Origin of the sequence: Sediminicoccus sp. KRV36 (assembly GCF_023243115.1) — a bacterium.
In the GTDB taxonomy this organism is placed as follows: Bacteria; Pseudomonadota; Alphaproteobacteria; order Acetobacterales; family Acetobacteraceae; genus Roseococcus.
In genome coordinates, this window is sequence record NZ_CP085081.1 from 3,414,421 (window position 1) to 3,428,396 (window position 13,976).

Consider the following 13,976-nt stretch of genomic DNA (forward strand, 5'->3'; position numbering starts at 1 on the left):
CAGCCCCAACCTCAAGAAGGGTTCCTCACGCGGCCTTCTTTTGGCTGCGCGAGGCGGCATAGCGGGCCAGCGCGCTCTCGCTCAGGCCAGGGCAGGCTTCCAGCACCGCCAGGCTTTCGGTGAAGACGCCAGAGCAATGCAGCACCGCATCGCAGCCCGCGCCAAGTGCGGCCTGCGTCAGCTCCGGCAGCGTGCCAGCCAGCGCCTTCATGCCGAGATCATCGGACAGCAGAAAACCCTCAAAGCCGATCTCGCCGCGGATCACGCCCGAGATCACACCGGGCGAAAGCGTCGCACAGAGGCTTTCATCCAGCGCGGTGTAGAGGATATGCGCCGTCATCCCCCAGAGATCGCCACTGGAGAGGGCGCGGAAGGGCTCCAGATCAGCCGAGAGCTCGCCGCGGCTGGCGGTGACGACCGGCAGCGCCTCATGGCTGTCCAGCGTGGCGCGTCCATGGCCGGGGATATGCTTGATCACGGGCTGCACGCCCGCCTGGCGCAATCCGGCGATCCAGGCGCCGCCCAGCCGCGTCACCTCGGCCGGCTCGGCCGAGAAGGCGCGGTCGCCGATCACCTTGTGCATCTCGGGCAGGCGCAGATCCAGCACGGGGGCACAGACCACATCGAGGCCCACGGCCCGGCATTCGGCGCCGATGGCCGCCGCCGCGGCCTGCGCCGCGCTGGCCGGGCCGTTCTCGAAGCTCGCGGCCGGCGGATGGGCGCGCCAATGCGGAGGGCGCAGCCGCGCGACGCGGCCGCCTTCCTGATCCACCAGGATGGGCGCCGCATGGCCCAGCGCCTCGCGGATTTCGTGGGTCAGCGCCCGCAGCTGCGCCGGATCGGCGATGTTGCGGGCAAAAAGGATCACGCCGAGCGGCTTGTGGCGGCGCAGTAGGGCTGCCTCCTCCACCGTCAGGCGCAGGCCGGCAACCCCGATGATGGCGGCCTTCATCTCAACCGCCTGCCGGGATGCAGGCGATGTCCCGCGCGCGGAGCTGCTCGCAAAAAGCGCGCGCCGCGGCGGCATCGGCGAAGCCCCCGGCGCGCAGGCGCCAGAGTGTGGGCTGCCCATCCCGCTCCAGCCTGGTGATGATGGGCTGGCGGCCGGCGAGTTCGGGCGCGCGGCGCTGCAGCCGCTCCCAATCGGCGCGGGCACCTTCCTCGCTGCGGGTCGCGGCGAATTGCACCATGAAGCGCCCACCAGTGGCGGGGGCCGGGCGCGCGGCCTGCTGCGCGGGCGGCGGTGCGGCGGCGGGCCGGGCCGGTGTCGCTGGCGGGGCAGCGGCGGGTACGCCTGCCGCTGCGGCGGGTGCCGGCGGCGTTTGCGGCGGCACCTGGGCGCGCCATGCATCGGGGCGCGGCGCCTCGGGCGGCGGCCCAAGCCGCGCTTCGGCCGGGCGATCCTGGCGGTTGTTGCCGCGCTCGAAGATCAATTCCTGCTGGTTGGGCACCACGGTGCCGCCGGGTGTGTCCGGCCGGACCTTGAAGGGCCGCCCATCCGTCTCGATCAGGGGCACGCCACGCGGCCCCATCATCGAAATTCCCCAGATGATGCCGCCCGCCAGCAGGACAGAGCCCCCCAGCCCGGCGCCGATCATCCAGAATTTCGGCGGGATCCCCCATCCCGACGACTCCCTCTCTGGCGGGCGAACCCGCCACGAGGGCTGCATCACATCGCTCATCTCATCTCCTCGACCGGCGTGACCCCCATCACGCGCAATCCGGACCTGACAACCGCCGCTGTCGCGGCCACCAAGGCGAGCCTGGCCTGTGTGGCCGCGGGCTGGTCCGCCTGGATGAAGCGCAAGGTCGTGTCTTCCTTGCCCTTATTCCATAGTAGATGAAAGTCGCTGGCCAAGTCATTCAAAAAGAACGCCACCCGATGCGGTTCCCGCGCGGCGGCGGCGGCGTCCACCACACGCGGCCAGGCGGCCAGCCGGCGGATCAGGCCAAGCTCGGCCGGATCGGTCAGGCTATCGAGCGGGGCGGCCGCGAGGCTCTCCAGGGAAGGGTCCCCCGCGCCGCGCAGCACCGAGCGGCAGCGTGCATGGGCGTATTGCACATAAAACACTGGATTATCACGCGATTGCTGAACCACCAGGTCCAGGTCGAACTCCATCTGCGCATCGGATTTGCGGGTCAGCATGGTAAAGCGCACGGCGTCCCGGCCGACTTCCTCGATCAGGTCGCGCAGGGTGATGTAGCTGCCGGCGCGCTTGGACATGCGCACTGGTGCGCCATTCTTCACCACATGGACGATCTGCGTCAGCACCACGTCGAGCGAGACGGAACGGTTGCTGAGCGCCGCCACCGCCGCCTGCATGCGCTTCACATAACCGCCGTGATCGGCACCCCAGACATGCACGAGCTGGTCGAAACCGCGCTCGATCTTGTGCAGGTGATTGGCGATATCATTGGCGAAATAGGTGCCGGTGCCATCGGATTTGCGCAGCGGGCGGTCGGTGTCGTCGCCGAATCTCTCGGAGCGGAACAGCGTCTGCTCGCGCTCCTCCCAATCCTCGGGCAGCTTGCCCTTGGGCGGCGGCAGAGTGCCGACATAGATGAGGCCCTGGCTGTCCAGCAGGGCTTCGGCACGCTCCAGCACGCCATCTGCAACGACCTGCGCCTCGCTGATGAACACATCATGCGCGACGCCCAGCGCCGCGAGATCCTCGCGGATTTCGGCCATCATGGCGGCGACGGTGAAGTGGCGCACTTCGGCGAGCTTCCCGGGATCGGGGGGAAACAGCGTCGTCCCGCGCTCGGCCGCCAAGGCCTGGCCGACCGGGACCAGATATTCACCGCCATATTGCAGGGTGGTGTCATAGGCCGCCTCAACCGCCGCTTTGCGCCCCTCGGGGGTGGCGTCCTCGGCCCAGAGGCCGTGCACCGCCACCGGCAGCGCCTCCAGATACCGCCAATAGGCCGCCCAACCCAGCGCCTGCACCTGGGCACCCGCATCATTGATATAATATTCACGCGTCACCTGGTGGCCGGCCTTGGCCAGCAGCGCCGCCAGCGCATCGCCCACCACGGCGCCGCGGCAATGGCCGACATGCATCGGCCCCGTCGGATTGGCCGAAACATACTCCACATTCACCCGGCCGGGCTTTTCGGCGCCCTGTCCGAATGCCTCGCCCTCGCGCAGGATGATGGGCAACTGGCCGCGCAGATAATCCTCGCGCAGGCGCAGATTGACGAAGCCGGGCCCGGCGGGCGCGGCCGCTTCCACCTCGGGCAGGGCACTCAACGCCGCGGCCAGATCGGCCGCCAGCTTGGGCGGCGCCAGCTTGGCCAGCTTGCCCACCACCAGCGCCGCATTGGTTGCCATGTCGCCATGGCTCGCCTCGCGCGGCGGCTCCATGGTGACGCGGGCAAAGGCCTCCTCGGGCAATTCGGGCAGAAGAGCGCGGAGGGCGGTGACGGTGCGGTCCCGCAGATGGGCAAAGATATCGTGGCTCATGATGCGCGCTTGTGACGCCGGCCAACCGTTTCGCGCAAGAGGGGGCGTTTCGCGCAAGAGGGGGCGGGCCGCGGCGCGGACGTTATCCTCTAACATCCGCCCAACCGAAGCCTGGGAGGCCGCTGGAACCCAGAAGCGACGCCGGTGCCGTAGCGGCGCTCACGAGGGGTCCGGGGGACCGCCCCCCCTGGCTGCCAGGCTTTCCCGGAGCCAACGCCCCGCCCCATCGGCGCCGCCATGGCCAGCGCGAAGACCTGCCCTGACCCCCCTGCCCTTGATCCCCCTGCCCGCCCGCCGTAAGGCGCCTGGAGCAGGAGCCCCGTTTCATGCCCGACACCACCGTCGCCCCCAACCTCGTCGCGGCCGTCAGCGAGGCGCGCCAATGGCAGCGCCTGATGGAGATGGGGGCCCTGGGCGGCTTCACCGATGCGGACGGCCATTGGGGCGTGAACCGCGCCTGCCTGACGCAAAATGACCGCAAATCCCGCCGGTTGCTGATCTCCTGGGCAGAGGCGGCTGGCCTCTCGGTCAGCGTGGATCGCCTGGGCAACCTGTTTCTGCGCCATGAAGGCACCGACCCGACGCTGGCACCCGTGCTGACCGGCAGCCACATGGACAGCCAGCCGGCCGGCGGGCGCTTCGATGGCATCTGGGGCGTCATCGCCGGCCTCGAAGCCGTGCAGGCGCTGCGTGAGGCGGGCGTCACCACCAGGCGCCCCATCGAGGTCGTCGCCTGGACCAATGAGGAGGGCGGCCGCTACGCCCCCGGCTGCATGGGCAGCATGGCCTATGCCGGCTACCGCCCGCCCGAAACCTGGGACGCCGTGCTGGACAAGGACGGCATCCCCTTCGGCGAGGCGCTGGCCGAGCACCTGGCCAGCGAGGGCGACTTGAAGCGCCGCCCCCTCGGCGTGGTCGAGGGCGCAGCACCCTATGCCTATGTCGAAGCGCATATCGAACAGGGGCCTACGCTGGAATCCCAGGATGCCGATATCGGCATCGTCACCGGCATCCAGGGCAGCCGCTGGTTCCTGGTGGAAATCACTGGCAAGTCCGACCACGCCGGCACCACACCCGTCAGCCTGCGCCGCGATGCCGTGCAGGACATGGTCCGCGCCATCAACGCCCTGAATGTGCTGATGCAGGACCCGACGGACACGCTGCGCTTCACCGTCGCCTCCATCGAGGTGCTGCCCAACAGCTCCAACTCGGTGGCGCAGACCGCCCGCTTCACCATTGACCTGCGGCATCCGGACAACAGCACCCTGCAGCCGCGCGGCAATGCGATCGAGGGCGTGATCCAGGCGGCGCTGCGCTTTTGCACCGCCCAGGTGACCGAGCGCTTCCACGCGGCCCCCACGGTATTCGCGCCGCTGGTGCCCGATGCGGTGGAGGCAGCCGCCCGCGCCCAGGGCCTGCGCGCCCTGCGCCTGCCCTCGGGCGCCTTCCATGATGCGCAGTTCATGCATCCGCTGTGCCCCACCGGCATGATCTTCGTGCCGTGCCGGGGTGGCGTTTCACATCACCCTGCCGAATACTCGGAGCCTTCCGAACTCGCCGCTGGCGCCCGCGTGCTGGCCCAGGTCCTGACGGATCTGGCGAACAACTGAACCATGCCCTTCCAGACCGGTGGTAACCCCATGAGCGACCAACTTTCCCTGCCTAAGGACCGCATCCGCGCCCTGCTGCTGGAGAATATCTCCGACACGGCGGTCGAGCTGCTGGCCCAGGATGGCTACAACAATGTCGGGCGCGAGAAAAAGGCGCTGGAGGGTGCGGCGCTGCATGAGGCGATCCGCGGCGTCCACATGCTGGGCATCCGCAGCCGCACCACCATCACCGATGAAGTGCTGAGCCATGCCGACCGGCTGATGAGCATCGGCTGCTTCTGCATCGGCACCAACCAGGTGGACCTCGATGCCGCGCGGCATCGCGGCATCCCGGTGTTCAACGCGCCGTTCAGCAACACGCGCTCCGTCGCGGAGCTGACACTTGGCGAAATCGTCATGCTGCTGCGTGGCATTTTCCCGAAATCCAACGCCGCGCATATCGGCCAATGGGACAAGTCGGCCGACGGATATCGTGAGGTGCGCGGCCGTACGCTCGGCATCGTGGGCTATGGCAATATCGGCAGCCAGCTCTCGGTCCTGGCCGAGGCCTTTGGCATGCGCGTCATCTATTTCGACACGGCGGCCAAGCTGCCGCACGGCAATGCCAGCCGCTGCGCCACGCTGGATGAGCTGCTCCATTGGTCGGACGTCGTGACCATTCATCTGCCCGAGACGCCGGCCACGATGAACCTGCTGGATGCCGACCGGATCGCCAAGATGAAGCCGGGCGCCTTCCTGATCAACAATGCCCGCGGCACGCTGGTAGATGTGCCGGCCCTCGCCGCCGCGCTGCGCGCCGGCCATCTGGCGGGTGCCGCGCTGGATGTCTTCCCCGAGGAGCCCAAGCGCAACGGAGACCCCTTCATCTCGCCGCTGCAAGGCATCTCCAACGTGATCCTGACGCCGCATATCGGCGGCAGCACCGAGGAAGCGCAATCGCGCATCGGCGAGGAAGTGGCCCGCAAGCTGGCTGATTACTCGGATACCGGCAGCACCGAGGGAGCGGTGAACTTCCCGCAGGTGGCGCTGCCGGCGCGGCCTACCGGCACGCGCTTCATGCATGTGCACCGCAATGCGCCGGGCGTGCTGGGCAATGTGAACCAGGTCTTCGCCAAGCGCGGCGTGAACATCGCCGGCCAATACCTCCAGACGGATGGCGAGATCGGCTATGTCGTCGTGGATGCCGGCGCCACGCGCGACAGTGAGGCCATCCTGGCGGAGCTGCGCGCCCTGCCTCACACCATCCGCGCCAGGCTGCTTTACGAGCGCGAATGAAGCCCCTGGCCGCCGGCTTTACCGCCGGCGGTGCCGCCACCAATCCTGCAGCGGGCCCAGCGCCAACGAGGGTGAGGCCGCCAGCGTGAGCAACGCCAGGATCGCCGCCCAGCCGCGCGCGCCCGAGGCGAAGGCCGCGACCGTGGCGCCTGCCAGGCCGCCCACCACGATCGCCCCCAGGGCAAACAGCCCGAGGATCAGGCGGTGCCGGGCCGAAAACCACTCGGGCGGCGGTGTGGCGCGTTCCATCGGCCGGCCATCGCGTCCCACATCCTGGATCGTGTCCGGATCGAGGCCGAAGGGCCGGTCATCGCGCATGGCGGATTACTTGCCGCCCCGCAGCAGCGAATCCCAGCCAAGGCCGAGCAGGCTTTCGACCAGCCCCGCCATCTCCTCCTGGAAGGCCGCGAAGGCCGGCGCGCGCTGGATGGTCCGCTCATCCATGTAGAGCCCACGCGCGATCTCGATCTGGATCGCGTGGATATTCTCGCGCGGGCGGCCGTAATGGCGGGTGATGTAGCCGCCGGCATAGGGATCATTGCGCTGGACCTTGCGGCCGCTGGCCTGGAGCAGTGCCTCCACCGCCCGCGTCGCCCGGGGGGCGCAGGCCGAGCCATGCGCGTCGCCCAGCACGAAATCCGGCGGCTCGCCCGGCGGGCTGGCAGCGGTGGGCATGGAATGGCAATCCACCAGCAGGCAGGTGCCGAAGCGCTCCCGCGTTTCGGCCACCAAGGCCGCGAGGGCCGCGTGAAACGGCTCCCAGGAGAGGCGCACGCGCAGCTCCGCTTCCTGGAAGGAGAGGCGCCGGCGGTAGATCGCCTCCCCGCTGGCCACCACCCGCGCGATGGTGCCGAGGCCCGCCCCCACGCGCGGGCTCGCGCTATTGACCCAGTCGGGCAATGGCTCGTCGAACATCGAGGGATCCAGCTCCCAAGGCTCGCGATTGGCGTCGCACCAGGCGCGCGGGAAGCGGGCGGCCAGGAGTGGCGCGCCGAGTGCCGGGGTGGCGGCGAAAAGCTCGTCCACGAAGGCGTCCTCGCTCTTGCGCAGCGCGGTCGCGTCCAGCCGGGCGGCAGCCAGGAAATCCTCGGAATAGTCACGCCCTGAATGGGCCGAGACGAAGATCAGCGGCGCCAGGTGGCGCGCCGGGCGGGTCAGGTCGAAGGCGCGCGAATGCGATTCGGGTGGGCAGATCAGATCATGCGCCACGCACTGCCCCTCCCCTCATCCACGCTTCGCGTCCGGCGCCATGCCAGGCTGAACCTCCGGCCGATGGCCGAGGCCTCCCTCATATTTCTCCTGCGCCTCGGGCGGAAGATAGGCTTCCTCCAATTGGCGGATCTGATCGAAGCCGGAAAACTTGTGCAGGTTGCCAAGCCGGTGATTGGACAGCCGCTCGGTCATCCGGGCTTCCGCCATCGGCCCTTCACGCCGCAACTCGGCGGCGAGGTCCCCCATCGCCATGATGGAATGCCGCAGCAGCGCGCCGGGCAGGATACAGGTCGCGATGCCCAGTTCCCCCATGCGCTCGGCCGTCATGCGGGGCGAAATGCCGGTCATGTTGTAGAAGACCGGCCCCTTCACCTCGCGCGTGATGCGCTCCACCTCCGCCTCGCTGGCCGGGCCCTCCACGAAGGCCTGGTCCGCGCCGGCATCGAGGAAGGCATTGGCCCGCCAGATTGCCTCTTCCAGCGATCCGCCATGGGCGCCGCGGCTATCGGTGCGGGCGATGATCAGGAAGCTCGGGTCCAGTGCCTTTCGCGTGTCGCTCGCCGCGCGGATTTTCGCCACGGCCTCGGCCCGGCCGATCACCTCGCGCCCGGCCACATGGCCGCAGCGCTTCGGCGCCACCTGATCCTCCAGGTGAATGCCGGCCACACCGGCGCGAATGAATTCCTCGACGCAGCGGACCACGTTGATCGCGTTGCCATGGCCGGTATCCCCATCGGCAATCACCGGCACGCGCACCGCCGAAGCGATCAGCCTCGCATTCAGCGCCATTTCCGTCAGCGTCGCCAGCCCCGCATCCGGCAGGCCAAGCAGGCTGAGCGAGGTGCCATAGCCTGACATGTAGACCGCCTCGAACCCCGCCTCCTCCAGGATCAGGGCCGAAAGCGCGTTGTAGCAGCCGGGCACCACCAGCGGCTTGTGCGCGGCCAAAAGCGCCCTGAGGCGCTCTCCCGGACGTCCTGTTTCGGCCTGACCCAGACGCATGGCATTCTCCTGCAGCGAGACTTTCGCCGGGCATCGCCCCGTGCGAACCTGAAACATGATCCGTGGGGCCGGCATCACCGAAGCGGTGAATCCGCCTCCCGGCAAGGGGCTGGACCGAAATCACGATCCGGCAACAATAACAGGAGAGAAACGCCATGCCAGATGCATTGCCCGAGGCCGGGCCAGCCAATGCCGCCGCCCTCGCTGAACTCGCCAATGCCCTCTCGGACCTCTTGCGCCTGCGCACGCTGCCCATCGGCATGAAGCTGTTCCGCGATGCCGAGAGCATGGAGCAAGTCCAGGGCCTGCGCCGCCCGACGCCCGGCAAGCGCTTCTCGACCTGCCAATTGGTGACGCAGGCGCGTCTTGCTGGTTTCACGCTCGGCATCACGCATGACAATGTGCCGGAATTCAGCAATTGCGGCGGTGTCATCGGCCTGAACGCCCCATCCGAGCTCTATCTCTCCGGCCGCAAGATGGAGGGGGTCTGGTTCGAGAACCTCGAAGCTTCCGCGGCCCACCAGGCGCAGATGCCGCGCGTGGCGCCGGAATATCATGGCCTGGTCGTCTCGCCGCTGCGCTCGGCGCGGCTGGACCCGCCGGATATCTGCCTGTTCTACGCCAATCCGGCGCAGATGATCCTGTTCATCAACGGGCTGCAATGGCGCAATTATCAGCGCTACGACTTCTCCATCACGGGTGAGAGCGCCTGCGCCGATAGCTGGGGCCGCGCCCTGCGGGACCGCACCGTCTGCCTCTCCCTCCCCTGCTATGCCGAGCGCCGCTATGGCGGTGTGGCCGATGACGAGATGCTGATGGCCTGCCCACCGGCTGATCTGCAACGCGCCGTCACGGGACTGCGCGGCCTGTCCAAGGCCGGGCTGCGCTATCCGATCATGCCCTATGGGCCGCAGGCGGACCCGGCCGAGGGGATGGGCAAGAGCTACGCGGGAAAAAGCTAGGCCGCCGTGAAGGCCTGCGTCCGCACCAACCGGGCGTAAAGCCCGTCCAGCGCCATGAGCTCGGCATGCGTGCCCTGCTCGATGGCGCGCCCCTCCTCCATCACGACGATGCGGTCCGCTTTCTGCACGGTGGCCAGGCGATGCGCGATGACCAGCGTGGTGCGGCCGGCCCGCAGTGTTTCCAGCGCGGCCTGCACGGCCGCCTCATTCTCGGCATCCAGCGCGCTGGTGGCTTCATCCAGCAGCAGCACGCGCGGATTGCGCAGCAGCGCGCGCGCCAGGCTCACGCGCTGGCGCTGCCCGCCCGAAAGACGGCCGCCGGAAGGGCCGAGCGGCGTGTCATATCCCTCAGGCAGGCTCGCGATGAAGCCATGCGCCTGGGCAGCGCGGGAAGCGGCCTCCACCTCCTCGCGCGTCGCATCGGGGCGGCCGCAGGCGATATTGGCGAAGGCCGTGTCATCGAACAGCACCGCCTCCTGCCCGACATAGGCAATCGCGTCCCGCAGCGAGGCGATGCGCACCGCGCGCAGATCAGCGCCATCCAGCGTGATGCGCCCCGCGGTCGCGTCGAACAGGCGCGGCAGCAGGGTGATGGCGGTGGATTTGCCGGCACCCGAGGGCCCGACGAGGGCGACCGTCTCCCCGGGCTTGGCCGTGAAGCTGAGCTCCGCAATGGCGCTGGCGGCGCTGCCGGCGTAGCGGAAGGCCACGCGCTCGAACACCACCTCGCCACGCCCGGCGGGCAGGCTTGCGGCATCGGGCGCATCGGTGATCAGGCGCTGCGTGTCCATGATGCCAAAGACGCGGCTGAGGCCGGCCAGCCCCTCCTGCAAGGCCGCATTCAGCGAACCCAGGGAACGGACCGGCCGGGCCGCGATCAGCACGGCCGCGACAAAGCCCGTGAATTCACCAATCGTCCCCATGCCGCTGGACACCCGCCAGCCGACAAAGCCCAGCACCAGCGCCACGGTCAGCCCGCCCAGCACTTCCAGGATGGGGTCCACCCGCGCGCGCGCGCTGGTGATGCGAAACAGGCTCCGGCGCAGATCGGCGAAGGCGGCGGCGGCGCGCTGCTCCTCCTGCGCTTCCAGCCGGTAGCTGCGCACCACCCGCGCGGCGGCGAAGCTTTCGTTCAGCAGGGCATTGGTCTCGCCCATCCGATCCTGCATGCCCGAAGATGCACGCCGGATGCGCTTGCCGATGGTGATGATCGGCCAGGCCGCGATGGGGTAGAGCAGCGCTGCCATCAGCGCCAATTGCCAGTCGAGCCAGAGCATGGAGGCAACGAGGCCGATGATGGTCAGCACATCACCCATGCCGTTCACGCTGCGCGTCAGCGCCTCGCGAATCTGCGTGGCGTCGGTGGTGAAGCGGCTGGCGTGGCGGGCTGGCGCCTCGGCGCTCACAGTCGCGTAATCGGCGCGGGTGAGCGCGGTGAACAGCCCGTTCTGCAGATGCTCGATGCTGCGCAGCACGGCACCCTGCATGGTGATCTGCTGCAGATACATGAAGCCGCCACGCGCCGCCGTGACGCCGATGATCAGGGGCGGCAGCAGCCACATCACGCTCATGTCGCCGCGCCCGAACATGTCGAAGCTCTGCTGGATGATGATGGGGTAGAGCGCGGTGATGCCGGCCAGGCCCAGGGTGAACAGCACGGCGAGCGCAAAGCGCTTGCGCTGATGGAACAGGTGCTGGCGCCAGAAACGGCGGATCAGGTGGATCGAGGGGTCGGGCTTTGTCATCTGTGCCCCCGCTATCAGGAAGTCTCCGCTTCGGCCAGTTCGCGCAGTTTTTCGAGGCAGGCGGCGTGGTCGGCCCGCGCGCCACCCGCCAGCCACCAATCCCGCGCGGCGCCGAGCAACGCGCCGATGCGCGGGCCATGCGGCAGGCCGAGGGCCAGGACATCCCGCCCCTGCAACGGAAAGGCCGGGCCCAGCCCGGGCGGCATGATGTCCAGCAGCCGCGTATCCTGGCCTCCTGGGCGGTTGGCGGCGGCGACCAGCAGGATTTCAGCCGGTTGCGCGGCTTCGCTGCGCAAGCGCGCCAGGGCGGCGAAGCGGCGCAGCGCATCGGCATCGCGCTCGCCGGGTGCTGGGGCATCGGCGATGGCGTGCAGGGCGCGCAGCCGGCCAGCCTCCTCGCCCGAGAGGCGCAGGCGGCTGGCCAGCGCGGCAATGTCCGTGCCCACCGGCAACAGGATGGCGATGCGCAACAGCACATCCCCGACACCCCGGGCCAGGGCGAGGTCCAGCCGCGCGGCCTCCCCCGCCTCGGGCAGGACCGCACCGAGCACGCCGGTTGCCGCCATCAGGCGCAGCGCGGCGCGCGGGTCGGGGGCGGCCATCAGCCGCTTGATTTCGCTCCAGACCCGTTCGGCGGAGAGCCGGGCCAGGCCGGGCACGGCCGCGTGGACGGCGCGCACCGCCTCGGCATCCGGCGCATCGCCGCCATAGCGCGCCTGGAAGCGGAAGAAGCGCAGCGCGCGCAGGTAATCCTCGCGCAGGCGTTGATCGGCATCGCCAACGAAGCGAACGCGCCGCGCCGCCAGGTCCGCCTGGCCGCCAAAGGGGTCATGCAGCGCGCCATCCGCCCCCATGGACATGGCGTTGATGGTGAAATCCCGCCTGGCCGAGTCTTCCTGCCAGTCGGTGGTCCATTCCACCTCGGCGTGGCGGCCATCCGTCGTGATGTCGCGGCGCAGGGAGGTGACCTCGATCGGTTGGCCCTCCAGCAGGGCGGTCACCGTCCCGTGCTTCAGGCCGGTTTCGAAGACGCGGAATCCGGCCGCCGCCAGGCGCTCGGCGATGACTTCGGGCGCGAAGGGCGCGGCCATGTCCAGGTCATGCACGGGCAGCCCCGCCAGATGATCGCGCACGCAGCCGCCCACGGCGCGCGAATCCGGCAGGGCCGCAAAGACGCGCTGCGGCCCCGGGGCCAGCAGATAGCCGGGCAGGCTCACCGCGAAACGCCTTCCCCGCGCGTGATCGCCCCGCCCTCGATCCGGGCCGGGACGTATTTCTCACCGCGCTCAAAGCTGCGGGAGAGGCCGTAATACACCGCCCCCGCCAGGGCGCAGGCGACGCCGATGGCGGCCAGCATGACGATGCGCTGCGAAGGCTCATGCCCCGGCTTGCGCCCGGCCAGCCGCCACCAGAGCAGGTAGGCGAGGAAAGGCAGCGCGAAAAGCGAGAATTCCAGCAGAGCGGCCATCAAGCCTCCCGCAGGCCACGGGCGAGATTGACCAGGATGGTGGCGGTGGCGCCCCAGATGAAGTGCTCGCCATGCGGCCAGACCCAATACTCGCGCATCCGGCCCTTCCACTCCTTGCGTTCACGGCGCGGTGCATCCGGGTCGAGCAGGATGGCCAGCGGAAATTCGAAGGCCAGCGCCACTTCGGCGGGGTCGGGCGTCAGGGTGAAGCCGGGCTCGATCATCCCCAGGATGGGCGTGATCTCATAGCCCGTGCCGGTGCGGTGGCTTGGCATGCGGCCCGCGAGGCGCGCCAGCCGCGGGTCCAGCCCGATCTCCTCCTCGCTTTCGCGCAGCGCGGCTTGCTCGGGCGTCTCGCCAGGCTCGATGCGGCCGCCGGGGAAGCTCACCTGGCCCGCATGGTTGTTGAGATGCGCGGCACGGCGCGTCAGCAGGACCGCTGGCGCCTCGCTGTAGAGGATCAGCGGCACGAGGACGGCGGCCGGCTTGATGGCGCCCTGATGCGGGGCCACCCCGTCATCGCTGCTGGTGGGCGGCAGGGAAGCGAGAAAACCGGGATGGCTGAGCCGCGCGCGCAGTTCGGCGGCCGTCACTCCGCCGCCAGGAGGGGGTCTGCCACCGCCTCGTCAATCGGGAAGAAGACGCCCTCGCTCCAGACGCCCATGAGGTCCCGGCCATCCACCGTCTCGGTCACGGCGAGGGCGACCATTTCGTAGAACACCGCGCGGTTGATCTTCGCCTCCAGCCCGGGGCGGATCATGATGTAGGGGCGGGGCTCGCGGGTGCGGGGGTCGAGCTGGACGCGAATCGGGTGCTCGGCATTGGCGGGCACCACCTCGTCGCAGTTGGTGCGAAAACTGAGACACTGGCGGATCGCGCCGCCACCACCGCAATCACAGTCCCGCCAGACCATCTCGACCGCGATGAAGGGCGCGTCCTCCACCTCGATCCGGCCGCGCTCAACCGGGGTTTCCAGCATGTAGCTGCCATCCGCCTCGCGCTTGAGAACGCTGGCAAACAGGCAGACCAGTTCCTTCCGGCCGATCGGGCTGCCCTTGTAGTACCAGGTGCCGTCGCGGGCGATGCGCATGTCGAGGTCGCCGCATTCATGCCTGGCGCGCGGCTTGGCGCAGCCGGAGGCAGGCGGGGGGCCGCATTGGGCGGCAGGGGCCGGCGCATTGCCCATGGAATCATCACCCGCACGGACCCAGGGGGGGGCGGGGGTCACATTCGATGCTT

At 69.3% G+C, this 13,976-nt stretch carries 14 protein-coding genes; 3 read left to right on the forward strand and 11 right to left on the reverse strand.

All coding sequences use genetic code 11. The features are described 5' to 3' along the window. Positions 1-25: 25 nt before the first annotated feature. The 3 genes from nagZ to argS all read right to left on the reverse strand — a co-directional run bounded on the left by nagZ (position 26) and on the right by argS (position 3,463). Positions 26-952 carry a beta-N-acetylhexosaminidase gene (gene nagZ, locus LHU95_RS16125; RefSeq protein ID WP_248707985.1) on the reverse strand — a complete coding sequence of 309 codons (927 nt, stop codon included), beginning with the start codon at positions 950-952 and terminating at the stop codon, positions 26-28. Position 953: 1 nt separating this feature from the next. Then, on the reverse strand, positions 954-1,598 hold the full coding sequence (locus LHU95_RS16130; protein WP_248707986.1) for an SPOR domain-containing protein: 645 nt from the start codon (positions 1,596-1,598) through the stop codon (positions 954-956). 80 nt (positions 1,599-1,678) lie between these two features. Beyond that, positions 1,679-3,463 carry an arginine--tRNA ligase gene (gene argS / locus LHU95_RS16135; protein ID WP_248707987.1) on the reverse strand — a complete coding sequence of 595 codons (1,785 nt, stop codon included), beginning with the start codon at positions 3,461-3,463 and terminating at the stop codon, positions 1,679-1,681. A 326-nt stretch (positions 3,464-3,789) separates the two neighbouring features. Between argS and LHU95_RS16140 the strand changes: the two genes are divergently transcribed. Continuing rightward, positions 3,790-5,073: a M20 family metallo-hydrolase gene (locus tag LHU95_RS16140; RefSeq protein ID WP_248707988.1), complete on the forward strand. Its 1,284-nt coding sequence runs from the start codon at positions 3,790-3,792 to the stop codon at positions 5,071-5,073. A 30-nt stretch (positions 5,074-5,103) separates the two neighbouring features. Next, on the forward strand, positions 5,104-6,348 hold the full coding sequence (gene serA, locus LHU95_RS16145) for a phosphoglycerate dehydrogenase (RefSeq protein WP_248707989.1): 1,245 nt from the start codon (positions 5,104-5,106) through the stop codon (positions 6,346-6,348). Positions 6,349-6,366: 18 nt separating this feature from the next. Here the strand turns inward: serA and LHU95_RS16150 are convergent, their stop codons facing one another. The 3 genes from LHU95_RS16150 to LHU95_RS16160 are packed head-to-tail and all read right to left on the reverse strand — an operon-like array spanning position 6,367 to position 8,562. After that, the gene (locus LHU95_RS16150) at positions 6,367-6,666 is read right to left on the reverse strand and encodes a hypothetical protein (protein WP_248707990.1); all 300 of its coding nucleotides are present in this window, start codon (positions 6,664-6,666) and stop codon (positions 6,367-6,369) included. A 6-nt stretch (positions 6,667-6,672) separates the two neighbouring features. Continuing rightward, complete coding sequence (locus tag LHU95_RS16155) at positions 6,673-7,557, reverse strand: N-formylglutamate amidohydrolase (RefSeq protein WP_248707991.1); 885 nt, start codon at positions 7,555-7,557, stop codon at positions 6,673-6,675. Positions 7,558-7,572: 15 nt separating this feature from the next. Then, positions 7,573-8,562 carry an isocitrate lyase/PEP mutase family protein gene (locus tag LHU95_RS16160; protein ID WP_248707992.1) on the reverse strand — a complete coding sequence of 330 codons (990 nt, stop codon included), beginning with the start codon at positions 8,560-8,562 and terminating at the stop codon, positions 7,573-7,575. A gap of 155 nt (positions 8,563-8,717) precedes the next feature. On the opposite strand from LHU95_RS16160, the gene LHU95_RS16165 reads away from it, so the two are divergent. Then, on the forward strand, positions 8,718-9,524 hold the full coding sequence (locus LHU95_RS16165) for a DUF169 domain-containing protein (protein ID WP_248707993.1): 807 nt from the start codon (positions 8,718-8,720) through the stop codon (positions 9,522-9,524). Here the strand turns inward: LHU95_RS16165 and LHU95_RS16170 are convergent. From LHU95_RS16170 to LHU95_RS16190, 5 genes are read right to left on the reverse strand one after another with little or no spacing between them, the layout of a single operon-like run. Next, the gene (locus tag LHU95_RS16170) at positions 9,521-11,269 is read right to left on the reverse strand and encodes an ABC transporter ATP-binding protein (RefSeq protein ID WP_248707994.1); all 1,749 of its coding nucleotides are present in this window, start codon (positions 11,267-11,269) and stop codon (positions 9,521-9,523) included. The genes LHU95_RS16165 and LHU95_RS16170 overlap by 4 nt on opposite strands. A 14-nt stretch (positions 11,270-11,283) precedes the next feature. Then, complete coding sequence (locus LHU95_RS16175) at positions 11,284-12,486, reverse strand: CCA tRNA nucleotidyltransferase (RefSeq protein WP_248707995.1); 1,203 nt, start codon at positions 12,484-12,486, stop codon at positions 11,284-11,286. After that, positions 12,483-12,737 (reverse strand): hypothetical protein, encoded by a 255-nt coding sequence (locus LHU95_RS16180; protein WP_248707996.1) that lies wholly within the window; start codon positions 12,735-12,737, stop codon positions 12,483-12,485. The genes LHU95_RS16175 and LHU95_RS16180 overlap by 4 nt, the downstream gene beginning before the upstream one ends. Beyond that, the gene (locus LHU95_RS16185) at positions 12,737-13,330 is read right to left on the reverse strand and encodes a CoA pyrophosphatase (RefSeq protein WP_248707997.1); all 594 of its coding nucleotides are present in this window, start codon (positions 13,328-13,330) and stop codon (positions 12,737-12,739) included. Before LHU95_RS16185 ends, LHU95_RS16180 begins: the two co-directional genes overlap by 1 nt. After that, positions 13,327-13,965: a DUF1285 domain-containing protein gene (locus tag LHU95_RS16190; protein WP_248707998.1), complete on the reverse strand. Its 639-nt coding sequence runs from the start codon at positions 13,963-13,965 to the stop codon at positions 13,327-13,329. The genes LHU95_RS16185 and LHU95_RS16190 overlap by 4 nt, the downstream gene beginning before the upstream one ends. Positions 13,966-13,976: the final 11 nt, after the last annotated feature.

Coding starts and splice junctions, on each gene's coding strand:
- argS (WP_248707987.1), bottom strand. CDS start 3,463: ATGAGCCACGATATCTTTGCCCATCTGCGGGACCGCACCGTCACCGCC.
- LHU95_RS16170 (WP_248707994.1), bottom strand. CDS start 11,269: ATGACAAAGCCCGACCCCTCGATCCACCTGATCCGCCGTTTCTGGCGC.
- serA (WP_248707989.1), top strand. CDS start 5,104: ATGAGCGACCAACTTTCCCTGCCTAAGGACCGCATCCGCGCCCTGCTG.
- LHU95_RS16130 (WP_248707986.1), bottom strand. CDS start 1,598: ATGATCGGCGCCGGGCTGGGGGGCTCTGTCCTGCTGGCGGGCGGCATC.
- LHU95_RS16150 (WP_248707990.1), bottom strand. CDS start 6,666: ATGCGCGATGACCGGCCCTTCGGCCTCGATCCGGACACGATCCAGGAT.
- LHU95_RS16160 (WP_248707992.1), bottom strand. CDS start 8,562: ATGCGTCTGGGTCAGGCCGAAACAGGACGTCCGGGAGAGCGCCTCAGG.
- LHU95_RS16180 (WP_248707996.1), bottom strand. CDS start 12,737: ATGGCCGCTCTGCTGGAATTCTCGCTTTTCGCGCTGCCTTTCCTCGCC.
- nagZ (WP_248707985.1), bottom strand. CDS start 952: ATGAAGGCCGCCATCATCGGGGTTGCCGGCCTGCGCCTGACGGTGGAG.
- LHU95_RS16165 (WP_248707993.1), top strand. CDS start 8,718: ATGCCAGATGCATTGCCCGAGGCCGGGCCAGCCAATGCCGCCGCCCTC.
- LHU95_RS16140 (WP_248707988.1), top strand. CDS start 3,790: ATGCCCGACACCACCGTCGCCCCCAACCTCGTCGCGGCCGTCAGCGAG.